Origin of the sequence: Pseudomonas oryziphila, from assembly GCF_003940825.1 — a bacterium.
GTDB lineage: Bacteria > Pseudomonadota > Gammaproteobacteria > Pseudomonadales > Pseudomonadaceae > Aquipseudomonas > Aquipseudomonas sichuanensis.
In genome coordinates this window covers 669,166-683,914 of the sequence record NZ_CP034338.1, presented here as the reverse complement: position 1 = coordinate 683,914, position 14,749 = coordinate 669,166, and the positions used below count along the sequence as shown (strand labels likewise).

16 protein-coding genes are annotated in these 14,749 nt (G+C 65.4%); 5 read left to right on the top strand and 11 right to left on the bottom strand.

The window, feature by feature from the left end; all coding sequences use genetic code 11:
* Positions 1-4: 4 nt before the first annotated feature.
* From rlmH to EJA05_RS03280, 4 genes are read right to left on the bottom strand one after another with little or no spacing between them, the layout of a single operon-like run.
* Positions 5-472, bottom strand: coding sequence for a 23S rRNA (pseudouridine(1915)-N(3))-methyltransferase RlmH (gene rlmH, locus EJA05_RS03295; RefSeq protein ID WP_125857302.1), 468 nt, complete (start codon positions 470-472; stop codon positions 5-7).
* 9 nt (positions 473-481) lie between these two features.
* The gene (gene rsfS / locus EJA05_RS03290) at positions 482-910 is read right to left on the bottom strand and encodes a ribosome silencing factor (protein ID WP_110993391.1); all 429 of its coding nucleotides are present in this window, start codon (positions 908-910) and stop codon (positions 482-484) included.
* 44 nt (positions 911-954) lie between these two features.
* Positions 955-1,581 carry a nicotinate-nucleotide adenylyltransferase gene (gene nadD, locus EJA05_RS03285; RefSeq protein WP_189654551.1) on the bottom strand — a complete coding sequence of 209 codons (627 nt, stop codon included), beginning with the start codon at positions 1,579-1,581 and terminating at the stop codon, positions 955-957.
* A gap of 34 nt (positions 1,582-1,615) precedes the next feature.
* On the bottom strand, positions 1,616-2,887 hold the full coding sequence (locus EJA05_RS03280; protein ID WP_125857301.1) for a glutamate-5-semialdehyde dehydrogenase: 1,272 nt from the start codon (positions 2,885-2,887) through the stop codon (positions 1,616-1,618).
* A gap of 297 nt (positions 2,888-3,184) precedes the next feature.
* On the opposite strand from EJA05_RS03280, the gene EJA05_RS03275 reads away from it, so the two are divergent.
* Entirely contained in the window at positions 3,185-3,877 is a 693-nt protein-coding gene (locus EJA05_RS03275; protein WP_125857300.1) for a DNA-3-methyladenine glycosylase, read from the top strand.
* 3 nt (positions 3,878-3,880) lie between these two features.
* The gene (locus EJA05_RS03270) at positions 3,881-5,197 is read left to right on the top strand and encodes a bifunctional DedA family/phosphatase PAP2 family protein (protein ID WP_125857299.1); all 1,317 of its coding nucleotides are present in this window, start codon (positions 3,881-3,883) and stop codon (positions 5,195-5,197) included.
* Between the two features lie 87 nt (positions 5,198-5,284).
* On the opposite strand, the gene EJA05_RS03265 is transcribed toward EJA05_RS03270, so the two are convergent.
* From EJA05_RS03265 to EJA05_RS03255, 3 genes are read right to left on the bottom strand one after another with little or no spacing between them, the layout of a single operon-like run.
* The gene (locus EJA05_RS03265) at positions 5,285-5,875 is read right to left on the bottom strand and encodes an LON peptidase substrate-binding domain-containing protein (RefSeq protein ID WP_125462465.1); all 591 of its coding nucleotides are present in this window, start codon (positions 5,873-5,875) and stop codon (positions 5,285-5,287) included.
* 9 nt (positions 5,876-5,884) lie between these two features.
* Positions 5,885-6,601: an LrgB family protein gene (locus EJA05_RS03260; protein WP_110993385.1), complete on the bottom strand. Its 717-nt coding sequence runs from the start codon at positions 6,599-6,601 to the stop codon at positions 5,885-5,887.
* Positions 6,598-6,960: a CidA/LrgA family protein gene (locus EJA05_RS03255; protein WP_125857298.1), complete on the bottom strand. Its 363-nt coding sequence runs from the start codon at positions 6,958-6,960 to the stop codon at positions 6,598-6,600. Before EJA05_RS03255 ends, EJA05_RS03260 begins: the two co-directional genes overlap by 4 nt.
* 148 nt (positions 6,961-7,108) lie before the next feature.
* On the opposite strand from EJA05_RS03255, the gene EJA05_RS03250 reads away from it, so the two are divergent.
* The 3 genes from EJA05_RS03250 to EJA05_RS03240 all read left to right on the top strand — a co-directional run bounded on the left by EJA05_RS03250 (position 7,109) and on the right by EJA05_RS03240 (position 10,082).
* Positions 7,109-7,564 (top strand): MaoC family dehydratase, encoded by a 456-nt coding sequence (locus EJA05_RS03250; RefSeq protein WP_125462463.1) that lies wholly within the window; start codon positions 7,109-7,111, stop codon positions 7,562-7,564.
* 113 nt (positions 7,565-7,677) lie between these two features.
* Positions 7,678-9,411, top strand: coding sequence for a C13 family peptidase (locus EJA05_RS03245; protein ID WP_125857297.1), 1,734 nt, complete (start codon positions 7,678-7,680; stop codon positions 9,409-9,411).
* A gap of 26 nt (positions 9,412-9,437) precedes the next feature.
* Positions 9,438-10,082 (top strand): oxidoreductase, encoded by a 645-nt coding sequence (locus EJA05_RS03240; RefSeq protein ID WP_125462461.1) that lies wholly within the window; start codon positions 9,438-9,440, stop codon positions 10,080-10,082.
* 125 nt (positions 10,083-10,207) lie between these two features.
* Here EJA05_RS03240 and EJA05_RS03235 read toward each other — a convergent pair whose 3' ends face one another.
* The 4 genes from EJA05_RS03235 to EJA05_RS03220 all read right to left on the bottom strand — a co-directional run bounded on the left by EJA05_RS03235 (position 10,208) and on the right by EJA05_RS03220 (position 14,501).
* Positions 10,208-10,495 (bottom strand): YceK/YidQ family lipoprotein, encoded by a 288-nt coding sequence (locus tag EJA05_RS03235; RefSeq protein WP_125857296.1) that lies wholly within the window; start codon positions 10,493-10,495, stop codon positions 10,208-10,210.
* Complete coding sequence (gene ubiX, locus EJA05_RS03230; protein WP_125462459.1) at positions 10,492-11,121, bottom strand: flavin prenyltransferase UbiX; 630 nt, start codon at positions 11,119-11,121, stop codon at positions 10,492-10,494. Before ubiX ends, EJA05_RS03235 begins: the two co-directional genes overlap by 4 nt.
* Positions 11,118-12,467, bottom strand: coding sequence for a UDP-N-acetylmuramate:L-alanyl-gamma-D-glutamyl-meso-diaminopimelate ligase (mpl, locus tag EJA05_RS03225; protein ID WP_125857295.1), 1,350 nt, complete (start codon positions 12,465-12,467; stop codon positions 11,118-11,120). Before mpl ends, ubiX begins: the two co-directional genes overlap by 4 nt.
* Positions 12,468-12,533: 66 nt before the next feature.
* The gene (locus EJA05_RS03220) at positions 12,534-14,501 is read right to left on the bottom strand and encodes a sigma-54-dependent Fis family transcriptional regulator (protein WP_125857294.1); all 1,968 of its coding nucleotides are present in this window, start codon (positions 14,499-14,501) and stop codon (positions 12,534-12,536) included.
* Positions 14,502-14,749: the final 248 nt, after the last annotated feature.

Sequence of the window (14,749 nt, the reverse complement as noted above, 5' to 3'; positions counted from 1 at the left end):
AGGTTCATTTGTGGTACGGATGCCCGGACAGCACGGTCCAGGCGCGATAGATCTGCTCGCCGATCAGTATCCTTACCAACGGGTGCGGCAACGTCAGCGGCGACAGCGACCAGCGCTGCTCGCTGCGTGCGCAGACCTCCGGCGCCAGCCCTTCCGGGCCGCCCACCATCAGGTTGACCGTACGCGCATCCAGGCGCCAACGATCCAGTTCGCCCGCCAGCTGCTCGGTACTCCACGGCTTGCCATGGACCTCCAGCGTGACGATGCGTTCCCCGGGCTGCACCCTGCTCAGCATCGCCTCGCCCTCCTGACGGATCAGGCGGGCGACATCGGCGTTCTTGCCGCGGGTATTCAGCGGGATTTCCACCAGCTCGAGCGCAAGCTCCGGGGGCAGGCGCTTGGCATATTCATGCCAGCCTTCCTCGACCCACTTGGGCATGCGCGAGCCGACCGCGATCAGACGCAGACGCACGACGCTTCCTTATTCCCGGTCTTTGAGCTTGTCGGAATACTCGTGCGCGTGCTCCGGGCTGTGGTGCTTGCCATCGTTGGCGCGGCTCTGCTCGGCACCCAACCACAGGCGCTCCAGGTCGTAGAACTGGCGCGCGGCGGCGGTCATCATGTGCACGATGACGTCGTTCAGGTCCAGCAGCACCCAGTCGCTGTCGCCCTTGCCTTCTTCGCCCAGTGGCTGAGCGCCCTTGGCCTTGACCGCTTCACGGACCTTTTCCAGCATCGCGTTGATCTGGCGATTGGAAGTACCGGTGGCGATGATCATGAAGTCGGTCAGGCTGTGCTTCTCGCGCACGTCGATAACCTGGATGTCCTGGGCCTTGACGTCTTCCAGCGCGGCCTTGGTCAGCGCGACCAGCTCTTCGCCACTGATGCCATTGATTTTCTGCTTGGTCATATAAAACTCGTTCAACTCATTGAATGAGGCGCCCGTGGGCGCCGTCAGTTGGACGCACGATACAGATCGTGCGCCTCGATGTAGGCCAGTACTGCGTCCGGCACCAGGAACCGCGCCGACTTGCCGCTGGCCAGCAGCTGTCGGATCTGCGTGGCGGACACCGCGAGCGGCGTCTGCCAGACGAACGAAATATGCCCCGCCGGGCCGGACATGGCGGTGGGGTCGTTCTGTGAGCGCGCAGCCAGCAGGTTGCGCAGCTCGTCAGGGGGTTCGACATCAGCATCCGGGCGTTGCAGCACCAGGATGTGACAGTGTTGCAACAACTCTTCCCAGCGGTGCCAGCTGGGCAGGCCGCAGAACGCGTCCCAGCCCATGATCAGGAACAACTGGTCGTGCCCATTCAGCTCGGCACGCACCGATTCGAGGGTGTCGATGGTGTACGACGGCTTGTCGCGCGCCAGCTCGCGGGCGTCCACACTCAGGCAGCCGACACCCTCTACGGCGCTGCGCACCATGGCCAAGCGGTCCTGCGCCGCCACTTGCGGCGTATCGCGGTGCGGCGGGCGGGCGTTGGGCAGCAGGCGCAACTCGTCCAGGTGCATGAACTCGGCCACTTCCAGCGCACTGCGCAGGTGACCGATATGCACCGGGTCGAAGGTACCGCCGAGCATGCCGACGCGCCGGACCGCCACCGCCTTGCTCAACTCAGCAGGACTCCTGGCCGCGCAGCTGGCCGTCGCCGATCACCACGTACTTCTCGCAGGTCAGGCCTTCCAGGCCGACCGGGCCGCGGGCATGCAGCTTGTCGGTGGAAATGCCGATCTCCGCGCCCAGGCCGTACTCGAAGCCATCGGCGAAGCAGGTCGGGGTGTTGAGCATGACCGACGCCGAGTCGACCTCGGCGATGAAGCGCCGGGCCTGGCCCTGGTGTTCGGTGATGATCGAATCGGTGTGGTGCGAGCCATAGTGGTTGATGTGCTCGATGGCCTGGTCCAGGCCGTCGACCACACGGATCGACAGGATCGCGTCGAGGTATTCGGTGTGCCAGTCGTCTTCAGTGGCCGGCTGGCAGTCGATGATCGCCTGGGTGCGCTGGCAGCCGCGCAGCTCGACGCCCTTTTCCTGGAAGCGGCGGGCCATCTCCGGCAGGAAGCGCTCGGCCACGCGCTGGTCGACCAGCAGCGTTTCCATGGCGCCGCAGATGCCGTAGCGGTAGGTCTTGGCGTTGAAGGCAACGCGCCAGGCCTTGTCCAGGTCGGCGTGTTCGTCGACGAAAACGTGGCAGATGCCGTCCAGGTGCTTGATCACCGGCACCCGCGCATCACGGCTGATGCGTTCGATCAGGCCACGGCCGCCGCGCGGCACGATCACATCGACGAACTCAGGCATGCTGATCAGCGCGCCCACCGCGGCGCGGTCGGTGGTCTCGACCACCTGCACCACCGCCGGCGGCAGGCCGGCTTCGGCCAGGCCACGCTGGATGCAGGTGGCAATGGCGCGGTTGGAATGGATGGCTTCGGAGCCGCCGCGCAGGATGGTGGCGTTGCCCGACTTGAGGCACAGGCTGGCGGCGTCGATGGTCACGTTGGGACGCGATTCGTAGATGATCCCGATCACCCCCAGCGGCACGCGCATCTTGCCGACCTGGATGCCCGACGGGCGGTAGCTCATGTCCCGCATGGCGCCGACCGGGTCCGGCAGGCTGGCCACCTGGCGCAGGCCGGTGATCATGCCGTCGATACGCGCCGGGGTGAGTGCCAGGCGGTCCAGCAGTGCGGGCTCCAGGCCATTGGCACGGCCGTTGGCAAGGTCCTGTTCATTGGCTGCGGTGAGCACGTCGCGGGCGGCGTCCAGCGCGTCGGCGGCGGCCTGCAGGGCGCGATTCTTCTGCGCGGTGCTGGCACGGCCGATGACCCGCGAGGCCTCACGGGCGGCGTGACCCAGGCGGGTCATGTAGTCAAGAACGGACTCAGTCATGGGCTCGGTGTCTTGGCGAAAGGGGAAATCGGCTGATTATAACTGGCGCGCTTCGGTACGCCCAGCGGTGGGTGGCGGATGGTAGAAAATGGTGGGCGTCGATGCGTAGGAAAGATGTAACCAGCCTTATCGAAAAATCCCACACCTGCACTACCGTCATCGCTGGCAAGCCAGCTCCCACAGGCTTGGCACCCTCCTGTGGGAGCTGGCTTGCCAGCGATGAAGCAGCCCGCGATTCAGCCTCGATTAAGCCAATCATTGCTATCATCCCCGGCTTTACCGCCACGAACCGCCCGCATGCCCGAACACGCCCCCTGCCCGGCCCGCGCCCTGCCCGACAGCTTTTTCGACCGCGACGCCCAGACCCTCGCCCGCGACCTGCTCGGCAAGGTGATCCGCCACCGTCACGGCAATCTCTGGCTGGCAGCGCGGATCATCGAGACAGAGGCCTACTACCTCACCGACAAGGGCAGCCACGCGTCCCTGGGCTTTACCGAAAAGCGCAAGGCGCTGTTCCTCGATGGCGGGCATATCTACATGTACTACGCCCGCGGCGGTGACTCACTGAACTTCAGCGCCCATGGCCCGGGCAACGCGGTGCTGATCAAGTCCGCCTACCCTTGGGTCGATGCCCTGTCCGACGAAAACAGCCTGGCGCAGATGCAACAGAACAACCCCGACGCCAGCGGCAACCTGCGCCCGCCAGAACGCCTGTGCAACGGCCAGACCCTGTTATGCCGGGCCATGGGCCTCAAGGTGCCGCACTGGGACGCCAAGCGCTTCGACCCCGAGCGGTTGTACGTCGAGGACTGCGGCATCCGCGTGCCCCGGGTGCTGCAGGCCGCCCGACTGGGGATCCCCCACGGCCGTGACGAGCACCTGCCCTATCGTTTCGTCGACGCCGAATATGCCCGCTACTGCACGCGCAACCCACTGCGCCGCGGCCAGGTCGAAGGCCAAGACTTCTTCATTCTCGAACAAGGAAACTGACCCATGGGCCAATGGCTAGACAGCCTGACCTCCTGGCTTGGCGCCAACCCGCAGTGGCTGGGCCTGGCGATCTTCGTGGTGGCCTGCGTGGAATGCCTGGCGATCGCCGGCATCATCGTGCCCGGCACCGTACTGCTGTTCGCTGTCGCCGTGCTGGCCGGCAGCGGCGCCTTCAGCCTGGGCGAAACCCTGTTGCTGGGTTTCCTCGGCGGCCTGCTGGGTGACGCCATTTCCTATGCTGTGGGCAAGTATTTCCACCAGAACATCCGCCGCCTGCCGCTGCTGCGCAGCCACCCGCAATGGATTGGCAGCGCCGAGGCCTACTTCCAGCGCTACGGCATCGCCAGCCTGCTGGTGGGCCGCTTCATCGGCCCGCTGCGGCCGATGCTGCCGATGGTCGCGGGCATGTTCGACATGCCGCTGCCGCGCTTCATCGCCGTCAGCCTGGTGGCCGGCGCCGGCTGGTCGGTGGCCTACCTGCTGCCTGGCTGGGCCACCGGCGCCGCCATGCGCCTGCCGCTGCCCGAGGGGTTCTGGCTGGATGCCGGGATCATCGTCGGCACCCTTGCGGTATTGATTGGCCTGAGCCTGAACAGCAGCATCCGCGACCAGCGCCACGGCACCCGCCTGGTCGCCGCGCTCAGCGGCGTGGCGGTGGCCGCCCTGTTCGTCGGCTGGCCGTACCTGAGCGAATTCGACCAAGGGGTGATGACCCTGGTGCAGGAGCACCGCAGCCAGGCACTCGACGGCGCCGTGGTGATGATCACCCGCCTGGGCGATTTCCGTACGCAGTTCTTCCTTGGTGGCCTGCTGACCGGGTTGTTGCTGCTGGCCCGGCAGTGGCGCCATGCACTGTTCGCAGGCTCGGTACTGATCGGCACGGCAATCGCCAATGGCACGCTGAAATGGCTGTTTGCCCGGGCCCGCCCAGAGGTGCTGAGCGACCCGCTGACCAGCTACAGCATGCCCAGCGGCCACAGCTCGGCGGCGTTCGCCTTCTTCCTGGTGCTGGCGGTACTGGCCGGGCGCGGGCAACCACCGCGCATGCGCCTGACCTGGGTGATGCTGGGCTGCCTGCCGGCCCTGGCGATCGCCCTGTCGCGGGTGTACCTGGGGGCACACTGGCCGACCGATATCCTGGCCGGGGCGCTGTTGGCGTGTTGCGTGTGCGCGCTGGGCCTGACGCTGGTGCAGTATCGCCAGCCGCTCACGGCCTTGTCGCAACGGGTGTGGTGGCTGGTGCTGCCGGCGTGTGTCGCGCTGCTGGCGTTCTTTGTGCTGCATGCATTGCCGAAGGCGTTGCTGCGTTATCAGTATTGAGGGCGACTGCGCGGCTAAAGCCGCTCCCACAGGTTATACGCAGCCCCTGTGGGAGCGGCTTCAGCCGCGAAGGGGCCAATGATGCATTCAGGCAAACAGCTCACCCTGAATCCGCTCCAGCAACGCCTGGATCGCCTCCAATCGTTGCTGCGGCGAATCGATCGCCAGCAAATCGAGCTTGTCTTCTTCCATGAACGGCAACAGATAGGCGAGCTGGTTGCCCAGCGACTGCCGCCCATCCACGTCACGCGGCATGTCCAGCGCCTCGACCATCGGGTGCTCGCCCAGCGCCAGCAGTAGCGCCAGCAGGTCATCGTCCTGCTCTACCAGCGGACTGTCGGCCAGTTCCGGCAGCCAGTTGACTTCACCGACCAGCAACTGGTCCTTCTGCACCTCGGTCTGCTCGACACTGAAGCGCCGCACACCTTCGACGCGAATCCCCAGCAGGCCATTGTCCTGCTGCACGAAATCGCGGATCAGCGCCTCACAACCTATCGATGCCACCGCCGGCGGGGCCTTGCCCACCTGCTCGCCCTCGAGGATGCACACCACACCAAAGCCTGCACCTTGCTTCATGCAGCGGCCGATCATGTCCAGGTAGCGCGCCTCGAAGATCTGCAGGTCGAGCAGGCAACCGGGGAACAGCACGGTATTGAGGGGAAACAGCGGTAACGTCATCTCAAGTCCTCATGCCACCAGGCTGACCGCCAACGGCAGGAACACCGCCGTGGCCACCCCCATCAGGCTCATCGCCAGCGCGGCGAAGGCGCCGCATTCATCACTTTCCTGCAAGGCCACCGAGGTACCCACCGCGTGGGCGGTTACGCCAAGGGCCATGCCCCGGGCCTCGGGGCTGAGCACGCCGAAGCGGGTCAACAGCGCCGGGCCGAAGATCGCCCCGATCACCCCGGTGATCAGCACGAACACCGCCGCCAGCGCCGCCACGCCACCAATCTGTTCGGCCACCAGCATGGCGATCGGCGAGGTGACCGACTTGGGCGCCATGGTCATCAGGATCATGTGCTCGGCGCCGAACCACCAGCCCAGGGCCAGACAGGCCAGCGTGGCGAACAAACCTCCGATTACCAGCGTAGTAAATGTCGGCCAGAACAGCTGACGGATACGGCGCAGGTTCAGGTAGAGCGGCACTGCCAGGGCCACGGTAGCCGGCCCCAGCAGCGTACCCATGATCTCGGTGCTCTTGCGGTACTCGGCGTAATCGATGCCGCACACCAGCAGCACGCCGATCACCACCAGCATCGACACCAGCACCGGCTGCAGGAAGATCCAGCGGGTCTTTTCATAAGCCGCCAGCACCAACTGATAGGCCGCCAGGGTGATACCGATGCCGAACAACGGATGATGGATCACCGCGTCGAGCGCGCCATGCCAGTCGAGGGTCATGGCAGCTCCTCGCGCTTGCCCTGGCGGTGGATCAGCTTCTGCATCAGCACGCCAACGAACACCAGGGTCACCAGGCAGGAGATCAGCAAGGCGCCGGCGATTGCCCAGAAGTCGGCGGCAATGTCCCTGGCGTAGACCATCACCCCCACAGCCGGCGGCACCAGCAGCAACGGCAGGTAGCGCAGCAGACTGCTGGCGGCTTCGTTGAGCGGCTTGCCCACTTCACCGCGCGCCATCAGGAAGGCCAACAGCAGCAACAGGCCGATGATCGGCCCGGGCAGGATAGGCAGGAACAGATGATTGATCGCCGTCCCCAGCAGCTGGAACAGCACCAGCCAGGTCAACCCACGCAACAGCATAAAGACCTCCTGAAAGCAGGCGGCCATTATAAGCACGCCAAGCACGCGGCTATAAGGCGATATTCGGCGAAAAAGGCATAACTTGACTGCAACGGCTGGCCGTGCTGATCTTGCACCTTCGTACCAAATGACAACCTGGAGAGTCGCGATGCCCCATGTACCAGTTACAGAGCTTTCGCAGTACGTTGGTAAGGAACTGGGACGTTCCGCCTGGCTGAAGATCGATCAGCAACGCATCAACCTGTTCGCCGAGGCCACCGGCGATTTCCAGTTCATCCATGTCGACCCGGTCAAAGCGGCGAAGACCCCGTTCGGTACCACCATCGCCCATGGTTTCCTCACGCTGTCGCTGATTCCCAAGCTGATGGAGGACCTGCTGGTGCTGCCCGAAGGCCTGAAGATGGTGGTCAACTACGGCCTGGACAGCGTGCGCTTCATCCAACCGGTCAAAGTCGACAGCAATGTGCGGCTGAAGGTGGACCTGACCGACGCCATCGAGAAGAAGCCCGGCCAGTGGCTGCTCAAGGCCACCGTAACCCTCGAGATCGAAGGTGAGGAGAAACCGGCCTACATCGCCGAGCCGCTGTCGCTCTGCTTCGTCTGAAGGGCTGACTGAACACTTGTGGGAGTGGGCTTACCCACTCCCACAAGCGCCCCAATTCACCCTTTCACGCATTGTGCGGCATACTCCATGCATCGTTCGGCCCGGAACCCGCCATGCGCCCCCTGCTACCCCTGACCCTGATCCTGCTGCTCGCCGCCTGCGGCGATGGCGAACCCTTGTCGCCACCTGACGCCCGCCTGCCCGATGGCGGCCGCTACCGGGGCCAGGTGGTCAACGGCCTGTTGCAGGGCGAGGGGCGCATCGACTACCCCAATGGCAGCTGGTACGCCGGCACCTTCAAGGATGGCCAATGGCATGGCCAGGGCGAATGGCACGGCAGCAACGGCGAGGTCTACCGTGGCCAGTTCGCCGCCGGGCTGTTCCAGGGCCTGGGCGACCTCACCACCCCAGGCAGCCATTACGCCGGCACCTTCAAGCACGGCCGCCGCGACGGCGAAGGCACCCTCAAGCAACATGACCAGACCTACCGCGGCCAGTTCAAGGACGACCAGTACGACGGCGCCGGCCAGCTCGACCTGGCCGACGGCAGCCGTTACCAGGGCCTGTTCGCCAAAGGCAAGCCCAATGGCGCCGGGGTACGCAGCGATGCCAGCGGCAATCAGTTCAGCGGCCATTTCATCGACGGCCAGTTGCAGGGCGCCGGCACCTACGACAGCGCCGACGGCGAGCAGTACATCGGCGAGTTCAAGGACAACCGCCTCGAAGGCCGAGGGCGCTACGAGAATGCCGACGGCGATGTGTGGATAGGCGACTTCAAGGATGGCTCGCTGGTGGGCCAGGGCGAACTGCTGGGCAGCGACGGCAGCCGCTACAAAGGGGCTTTTCGTGACTGGAAGTTCAACGGCAACGGCAGCCTGCAACTGGCCGATGGCAGCGAGTACATTGGCGGCTTCGCCGACGACGCCTATCAGGGCCATGGCCGCCTGACCCACCCCGACGGCCGGGTCGAGGCTGGCTTCTGGACCAACGGCGTGCGTGTGCGTGACGAGAACAGCAAGCTGCTGCCCGACCCACTCGACCTGGCCCTGCTCAACCAGGGCAAGCTGCTGGACGATGCCCTGAGCAAGGTGCCGCGCTCGCTCCCCCCCGTGCAGCTGTACAGCCTCGTGGTGGCCGGCGATGGCCAGCAAAGCGTGTTCATGCGCGAGGCCGACTACGTCAGCAACATGCTCAAGGTTCGCTTCGGCGCCCATGGCCAGGTGACCCTGGTCAACCACCGCGACCACCTTGCCGACCGCCCCATGGCCACCCGCGAGAACCTCACCCGCGCCGCTCGCGTGATCGCCGAGCGCAGCGGCCCGGAAGACCTGGTGTTCGTCTACCTGACCAGCCACGGCAGCCATGACCACCAGCTGGTGCTCGACCAGCCGCGTCTGCAACTGGCCGACCTGACCGCCGACGAGCTGGCCAGCGCCCTCGCCCCCCTCAAGGACCGCGACAAGGTCATCGTTGTCTCCGCCTGCTACTCCGGTGGCTATATCGCTCCGCTCAAGGACGACCGGACCTTGATCATGACCGCCGCCCGCCCCGACCGGGTATCGTTCGGCTGCTCGGAAGAGGCCGACTTCACCTATTTCGGCGATGCCCTGTTCGCCCAGGCATTGAACCAGACCGACGACCTGAAACAGGCGTTTGAACTGGCGCGGCAAAGTGTTGCCGAACGGGAGAGAAGGGAAGGTTTCGAAGCCTCTGAGCCGCAGCTCTGGGCGCCGCCGGCCGTGGTCACGCACTGGCAGCGCCTGCGCCGCCAACAGGCCGAACAAGCCTTGCGCAATAGCACACAGCCAGTACCGGGCGAACAGGCAAAAATACCTGCCACCCACTAAGCTGTGTGTAACAAGGGAGAGACATCATGTACTTGACGCCTCAGCATGTTCTGCTTGCCGGTGCCACGGGTCTGACGGGTGAACACCTGCTCGACCGCCTGCTCAACGAGCCCACCATCAGCCGCGTGCTGGCGCCGACTCGCCGGCCGCTGGCCGAGCACCCGCACCTGGAAAACCCGGTGGGTGACCCGGCCGTGTTTCTCCCGCAACTGGCCGGCCGTGTCGATATCGCCTTCTGCTGCCTGGGCACCACACTCAAGCAGGCCGGCTCGGAAAACGCCTTCCGTGCGGTCGACCTGGACATGGTCGTGGCCTTCAGCAAGCGCGCCCGCGAGATGGGGGCGCGCCACCTGCTGGTGATCAGCGCGCTGGGGGCCGACGCAAAATCTTCGATCTTCTACAACCGGGTCAAGGGCGAGATGGAAGAGGCGCTCAAGCGTCAGGACTGGCCGCAGCTGACCATCGTGCGGCCGTCATTGCTGCTGGGCGAGCGCATCGAACCTCGACTGGGAGAGCGCATGGCCGCGCCCTTCTCCCGGCTGATCCCGGGCAAGTATCGTGGGATCGAGGCCTGTACGCTGGCCAGGGCGCTGTGGCGCCTGGCGCTGGAAGAAGAGGACGGGATTCGGGTGGTCGAGTCGGACGAACTGCGCAGGCTGGGCAAAAAGTGAATTGAAACGCGAAGTGCATAACCTGTGGGAGCGGGTTCACCCGCAAATGCGCCATTGACCCCAAAGACGCATTCGCGGGTAAACCCGCTCCCACAGTCTCTACCTGATCAATGACTAACCTTTTGCTACAGCCCACCTGTGGCGTTAAAGCCAATCCCCGCCGCCGTCAGCAACGACAACGGCAACAGCAAGGTATCGAGCAACGCGCTCCCCGGCAGGTCCAGCCCCGGATAGGCCGGCGCCAGCGCACCGAAGTGATCTTGCGGGCAACAGCCGCCATTCATCACATACAGGTCCAGCCGCGTTCCGGCATACACCACCGGGGCGCCCGGCTTGTTCGCGTCCAGCGTGCGCACCGTGGCGCAACCGCCAAGCTGGGTCAGCACCAGCAGCCCGAACAGAACCCGCCTCAATCGTCGACCCCGTAGTGATGCTCACCCCAGCGCGGCAGCATGTCCTGGGGAATGTTCAGCAGGTTGAGAATCCGCGCCACGACGAAATCGACCAGGTCGTCGATGGTCTGCGGCTGGTGGTAGAAGCCCGGCGCCGCCGGCAGGATCACCGCGCCCATCTGCGAAAGCTTGAGCATGTTCTCCAGGTGGATGGTGGAGAACGGTGCTTCACGCGGCACCAGGATCAACTGGCGTCGCTCCTTGAGTGTGACGTCGGCCGCGCGTTCGATCAGGTTGTTGCAGGCACCGGTGGCAATCGCCGAGAGCGTACCGGTGGAACAGGGCACCACCACCATCGCCGCCGGCGCGCCGGAGCCTGAAGCCACCGGCGACATCCAGTCTTCCTTACCATACACACGGATCTGCCCATCGGCGGCGCCGGTGTACTCGGTGAGGAAGGCCTGCATCGCCTGGGGCTTGGCCGGCAGCAGCACATCGGTCTCGGTAGCCATCACCAGTTGCGCAGCCTTGGAGATGAGGAAGTGCACCTCGCGGTCCTCACGCACCAGGCAGTCGAGCAGGCGCAGGCCATATTGCGCCCCAGAGGCGCCGGTCATGGCCAGGGTGATGCGCTGCGGCCCGTTCACTTCAGTGCCTCGGCCAGCTTGCCATGCAGGCCGCCGAAACCGCCGTTGCTCATGATCACCACATGGGTGCCCGGGCGGGCCTGGCCCTTGATGCGTTCGATGATCGCTTCGAGGCTGTCGGCGACCACACTGGGTACCTTGCACTGGGCGGCCGTGGCGGCGAGGTCCCAGCCCAGGTTGGCCGGGGCATACCAGATCACCTGGTCGGCATCGTTGACGCTTTCCGGCAAGCCATCGCGGTGCGCGCCGAGCTTCATGGAGTTGGAGCGCGGCTCGATCACCGCAATCACCGGTGCCTCGCCGACGCGCTTGCGCAGGCCATCGAGGGTGGTGGCGATGGCGGTCGGGTGGTGGGCGAAGTCGTCGTAGATGGTCACGCCCTGCACTTCGGCGACTTTCTCCATGCGCCGCTTCACACTCTTGAACGCACTCAGGCCGTCGATGGCCATGGCCGGCACCACACCGACATGACGGGCGGCGGCCAGGGTGGCCAGGGCGTTGGCGACGTTATGCTGGCCGGTCATTTCCCAGTCCACCACGCCTTGCACCTCACCGCCGAACAGCACTTCGAAGCGCGAGCCGTCGGCACTGAGCAGGCGCGCCTGCCATTGGCCACCCTCGCCGGTGGTCTGCACCGGGGTCCAGCAGCCCATGCCGATCACCCGCTCCAGGGCCTGCTCGGTGGTCGGGTGGATGACCAGGCCTTCGCTCGGGATGGTGCGCACCAGGTGATGGAACTGCCGCTCGATGGCTGCAAGGTCCGGGAAGATGTCCGCGTGATCGAACTCAAGGTTGTTGAGGATCGCGGTGCGCGGGTGGTAGTGGACGAACTTCGAGCGCTTGTCGAAGAACGCGCTGTCGTATTCGTCGGCCTCGACCACGAAGAACGGCGTATCGCCCAGGCGGGCGGAGACCGAAAAGTTCTGCGGCACGCCACCGATGAGGAAGCCCGGGCTCATGCCGGCGTGTTCGAGCACCCAGGCCAGCATGCTGCTGGTGGTGGTCTTGCCGTGGGTACCGGCCACTGCCAGCACCCAGCGGCCCTGCAGCACATGGTCGGCCAGCCACTGCGGGCCGGACACATAAGGCAGGCCCTTGTTCAGCACGTACTCCACCGCCGGGTTGCCCCGCGACATGGCGTTGCCGATCACCACCAGGTCCGGGGCCGGCTCCAGTTGTGCAGGGTCATAGCCCTGGGTGAGCTCGATGCCCTGGGCTTCGAGCTGGGTGCTCATGGGCGGATAGACGTTGGCGTCCGAGCCGGTGACGCGATGGCCAAGTGCCTTGGCCAGCACCGCCAGCGAGCCCATGAAAGTGCCGCAAATACCGAGAATATGAATGTGCATGGTCGACCTCGCAAAACGTCGACGCAGGGTAGCCCAGGGCGCGGGAAATCGCACCCGCTGTTTCGCTCAGCCGGCTCTGGCGATGCCGTGTTTGCGCAGTTTCCGATACAGGGTGTTGCGGCTGATGCCCAAGTGCTCGGCGACGTGGGTCATGTGCCAGCGGTTTGCTTCCAGTACTGCCAGCAATGCATCACGTTCGGCATTCTCAAGGCGAGCATGACCATTGTGGGAGCGGGCTTGCCCCGCGATGGCGTCGGCAGGGCCATCGTCCTTGCCTGGTCGGACGCCATCGCGGGGCAAGCCCGCTCCCACGTTACGAACCAAAGCCGGGAGGTCCTGAAACTCGATCAGGCCCTCATCACACAACGCCACCAGCGTGCGCAGCACGTTACGCATCTGCCGCACGTTACCCGGCCAGGCAAAATCGAGCAGCGCCTGGCGCGCCGCGGGCTCGATAGCCAGCGCCTGCCCTTCGGCCTCCTGACCCAGCAAAAAGTCCAGCAACTGCCCTTTGTCACTGCGCTCGCGCAGCGCCGGCAACGCCACCTCCAGGCCATTGAGGCGGTAATAAAGGTCTTCGCGAAAGCCCCCCTGCGCCACCCGCTCGAGCAAATCGCGGTGGGTGGCGCTGATGATGCGCACATCCACAGCTTGCGGTTCACCGCCAATCGGCACCACCTGACGCTCTTCCAGCACCCGCAGCAAGCGGGTCTGCAACGCCAGCGGCATGTCGCCGATCTCGTCGAGCAACAGGGTGCCGCCATCGGCCTGCAACAGCTTGCCGCGCATGCCTTCCTTGCGTGCCCCGGTGAAACTGCCGCCGCGATAGCCGAACAGCTCGCTCTCGATCAGGCTTTCCGGGATCGACGCGCAGTTGATCGCCACGAAGGGTTTGTGACGGCGGGCACTGGCCTGGTGCACGGCCTGGGCGAACGCCTCCTTGCCACACCCGGTCTCACCGCGCAGCAGCAGCGGCACATCACGTTCGAAGACCCGCACGGCCCGGCGAAAGTCATGCTGCAACGCCGGGTCGAGCAGGCAGATGCCCGGCTCGGCGGCCTGGCGTGCCTGGGGCAACGCCGCCGGCACCGACCACACAGGTTTACGCGCCTGGCCGCGCAGGCTGGCGAACACCTGCCGGCCATCACGGGTATGCAGTGGCCACGCCGTGCTGCCTTGCGCCGTGGCGCGGCTGAACAGTTCGTCATGACTGCAGGCAAAGAACCGATCAACCGGCTTGCCCAGCACGCCACCGCGAATGCTGCCCAGCAGGTTCAGCGCGCTCTGGTTGGCAGCGCAGATCCGCCCGTCGCCGTCGAACGCCAGCAAGCCCTCGCTGAACAAACCGACCGATTCGGCCTGCAGGTGGAAACGCAGCAGCCATTGCTGCTCGAAGTGGCGCAGGAAGTAACAGCTCTCGATCATCTTCGCCGACAGGTTGACCAGCGCCATGGTGTGGAACTGGCTCTGGCGCGACACATCCGGCCGCGCCGACGACACGTCGAGCACCGCCAGCAGTTCACCGTGGGGGTCGAACACCGGGCTGGCCGAGCAGGTCAGGCCGGTATGACGGCCACGAAAGTGCTCGCCCTGGTGGATGGTCAGGGCCTGGCGCTCGACCAGGCAGGTGCCAATGCCGTTGGTGCCCTCGCGCGCCTCGCTCCAGTCGGCACCAAGCCACAACCCGGCACGCTCGAAAATGCGCCGCTCGCCGGGTGCGGTCACACAGTTGAGGATCACCCCGCGGGCATCGGTGAGCAGCACCGCATGCCCGCTGCCCGAAAGCTGCTGGTGCAGGCTGTTCATCTCGTTGTCGGCGATCTGCAGCACCTGCTGCAGGCGCTCGCGGCTTTCCAGCAGGCGGCCGTGTTCGAGCACCACCGGGGCCTGGGCGCGCGCAGGGTCGAGGTGATAGTCCTCCAGGCAACGCAGCCAGGAGCGGGCGATGGAGGGGTCGCTGCCTGGCCCGCTGGCCTGGCCATGGGCGACAGTCAGCACTTGCTGGGCGTGGCGGCTGAACGAATTGCTCTGCATTTGTTGTTGTTCTCCGCAGATAGAGCGTTGCGCCAGCATCCTCCAGGCACGAGCGCTTTGCAATGCTGGCTGACCACCGAGTCACCGGCTGTGCCATGAACGGTACAAAATGTCACCCGGCCCGTGCCAGCCTTGGTACAGGGCCGTGTCGACCCGCCTGAAAAAATGACCCAAGTCATTGATCTGCAAGGGCCCGACGGCACTGGCCCGACCTTTGCTCTACGCTTGGTAACTCCGCAACAATCACA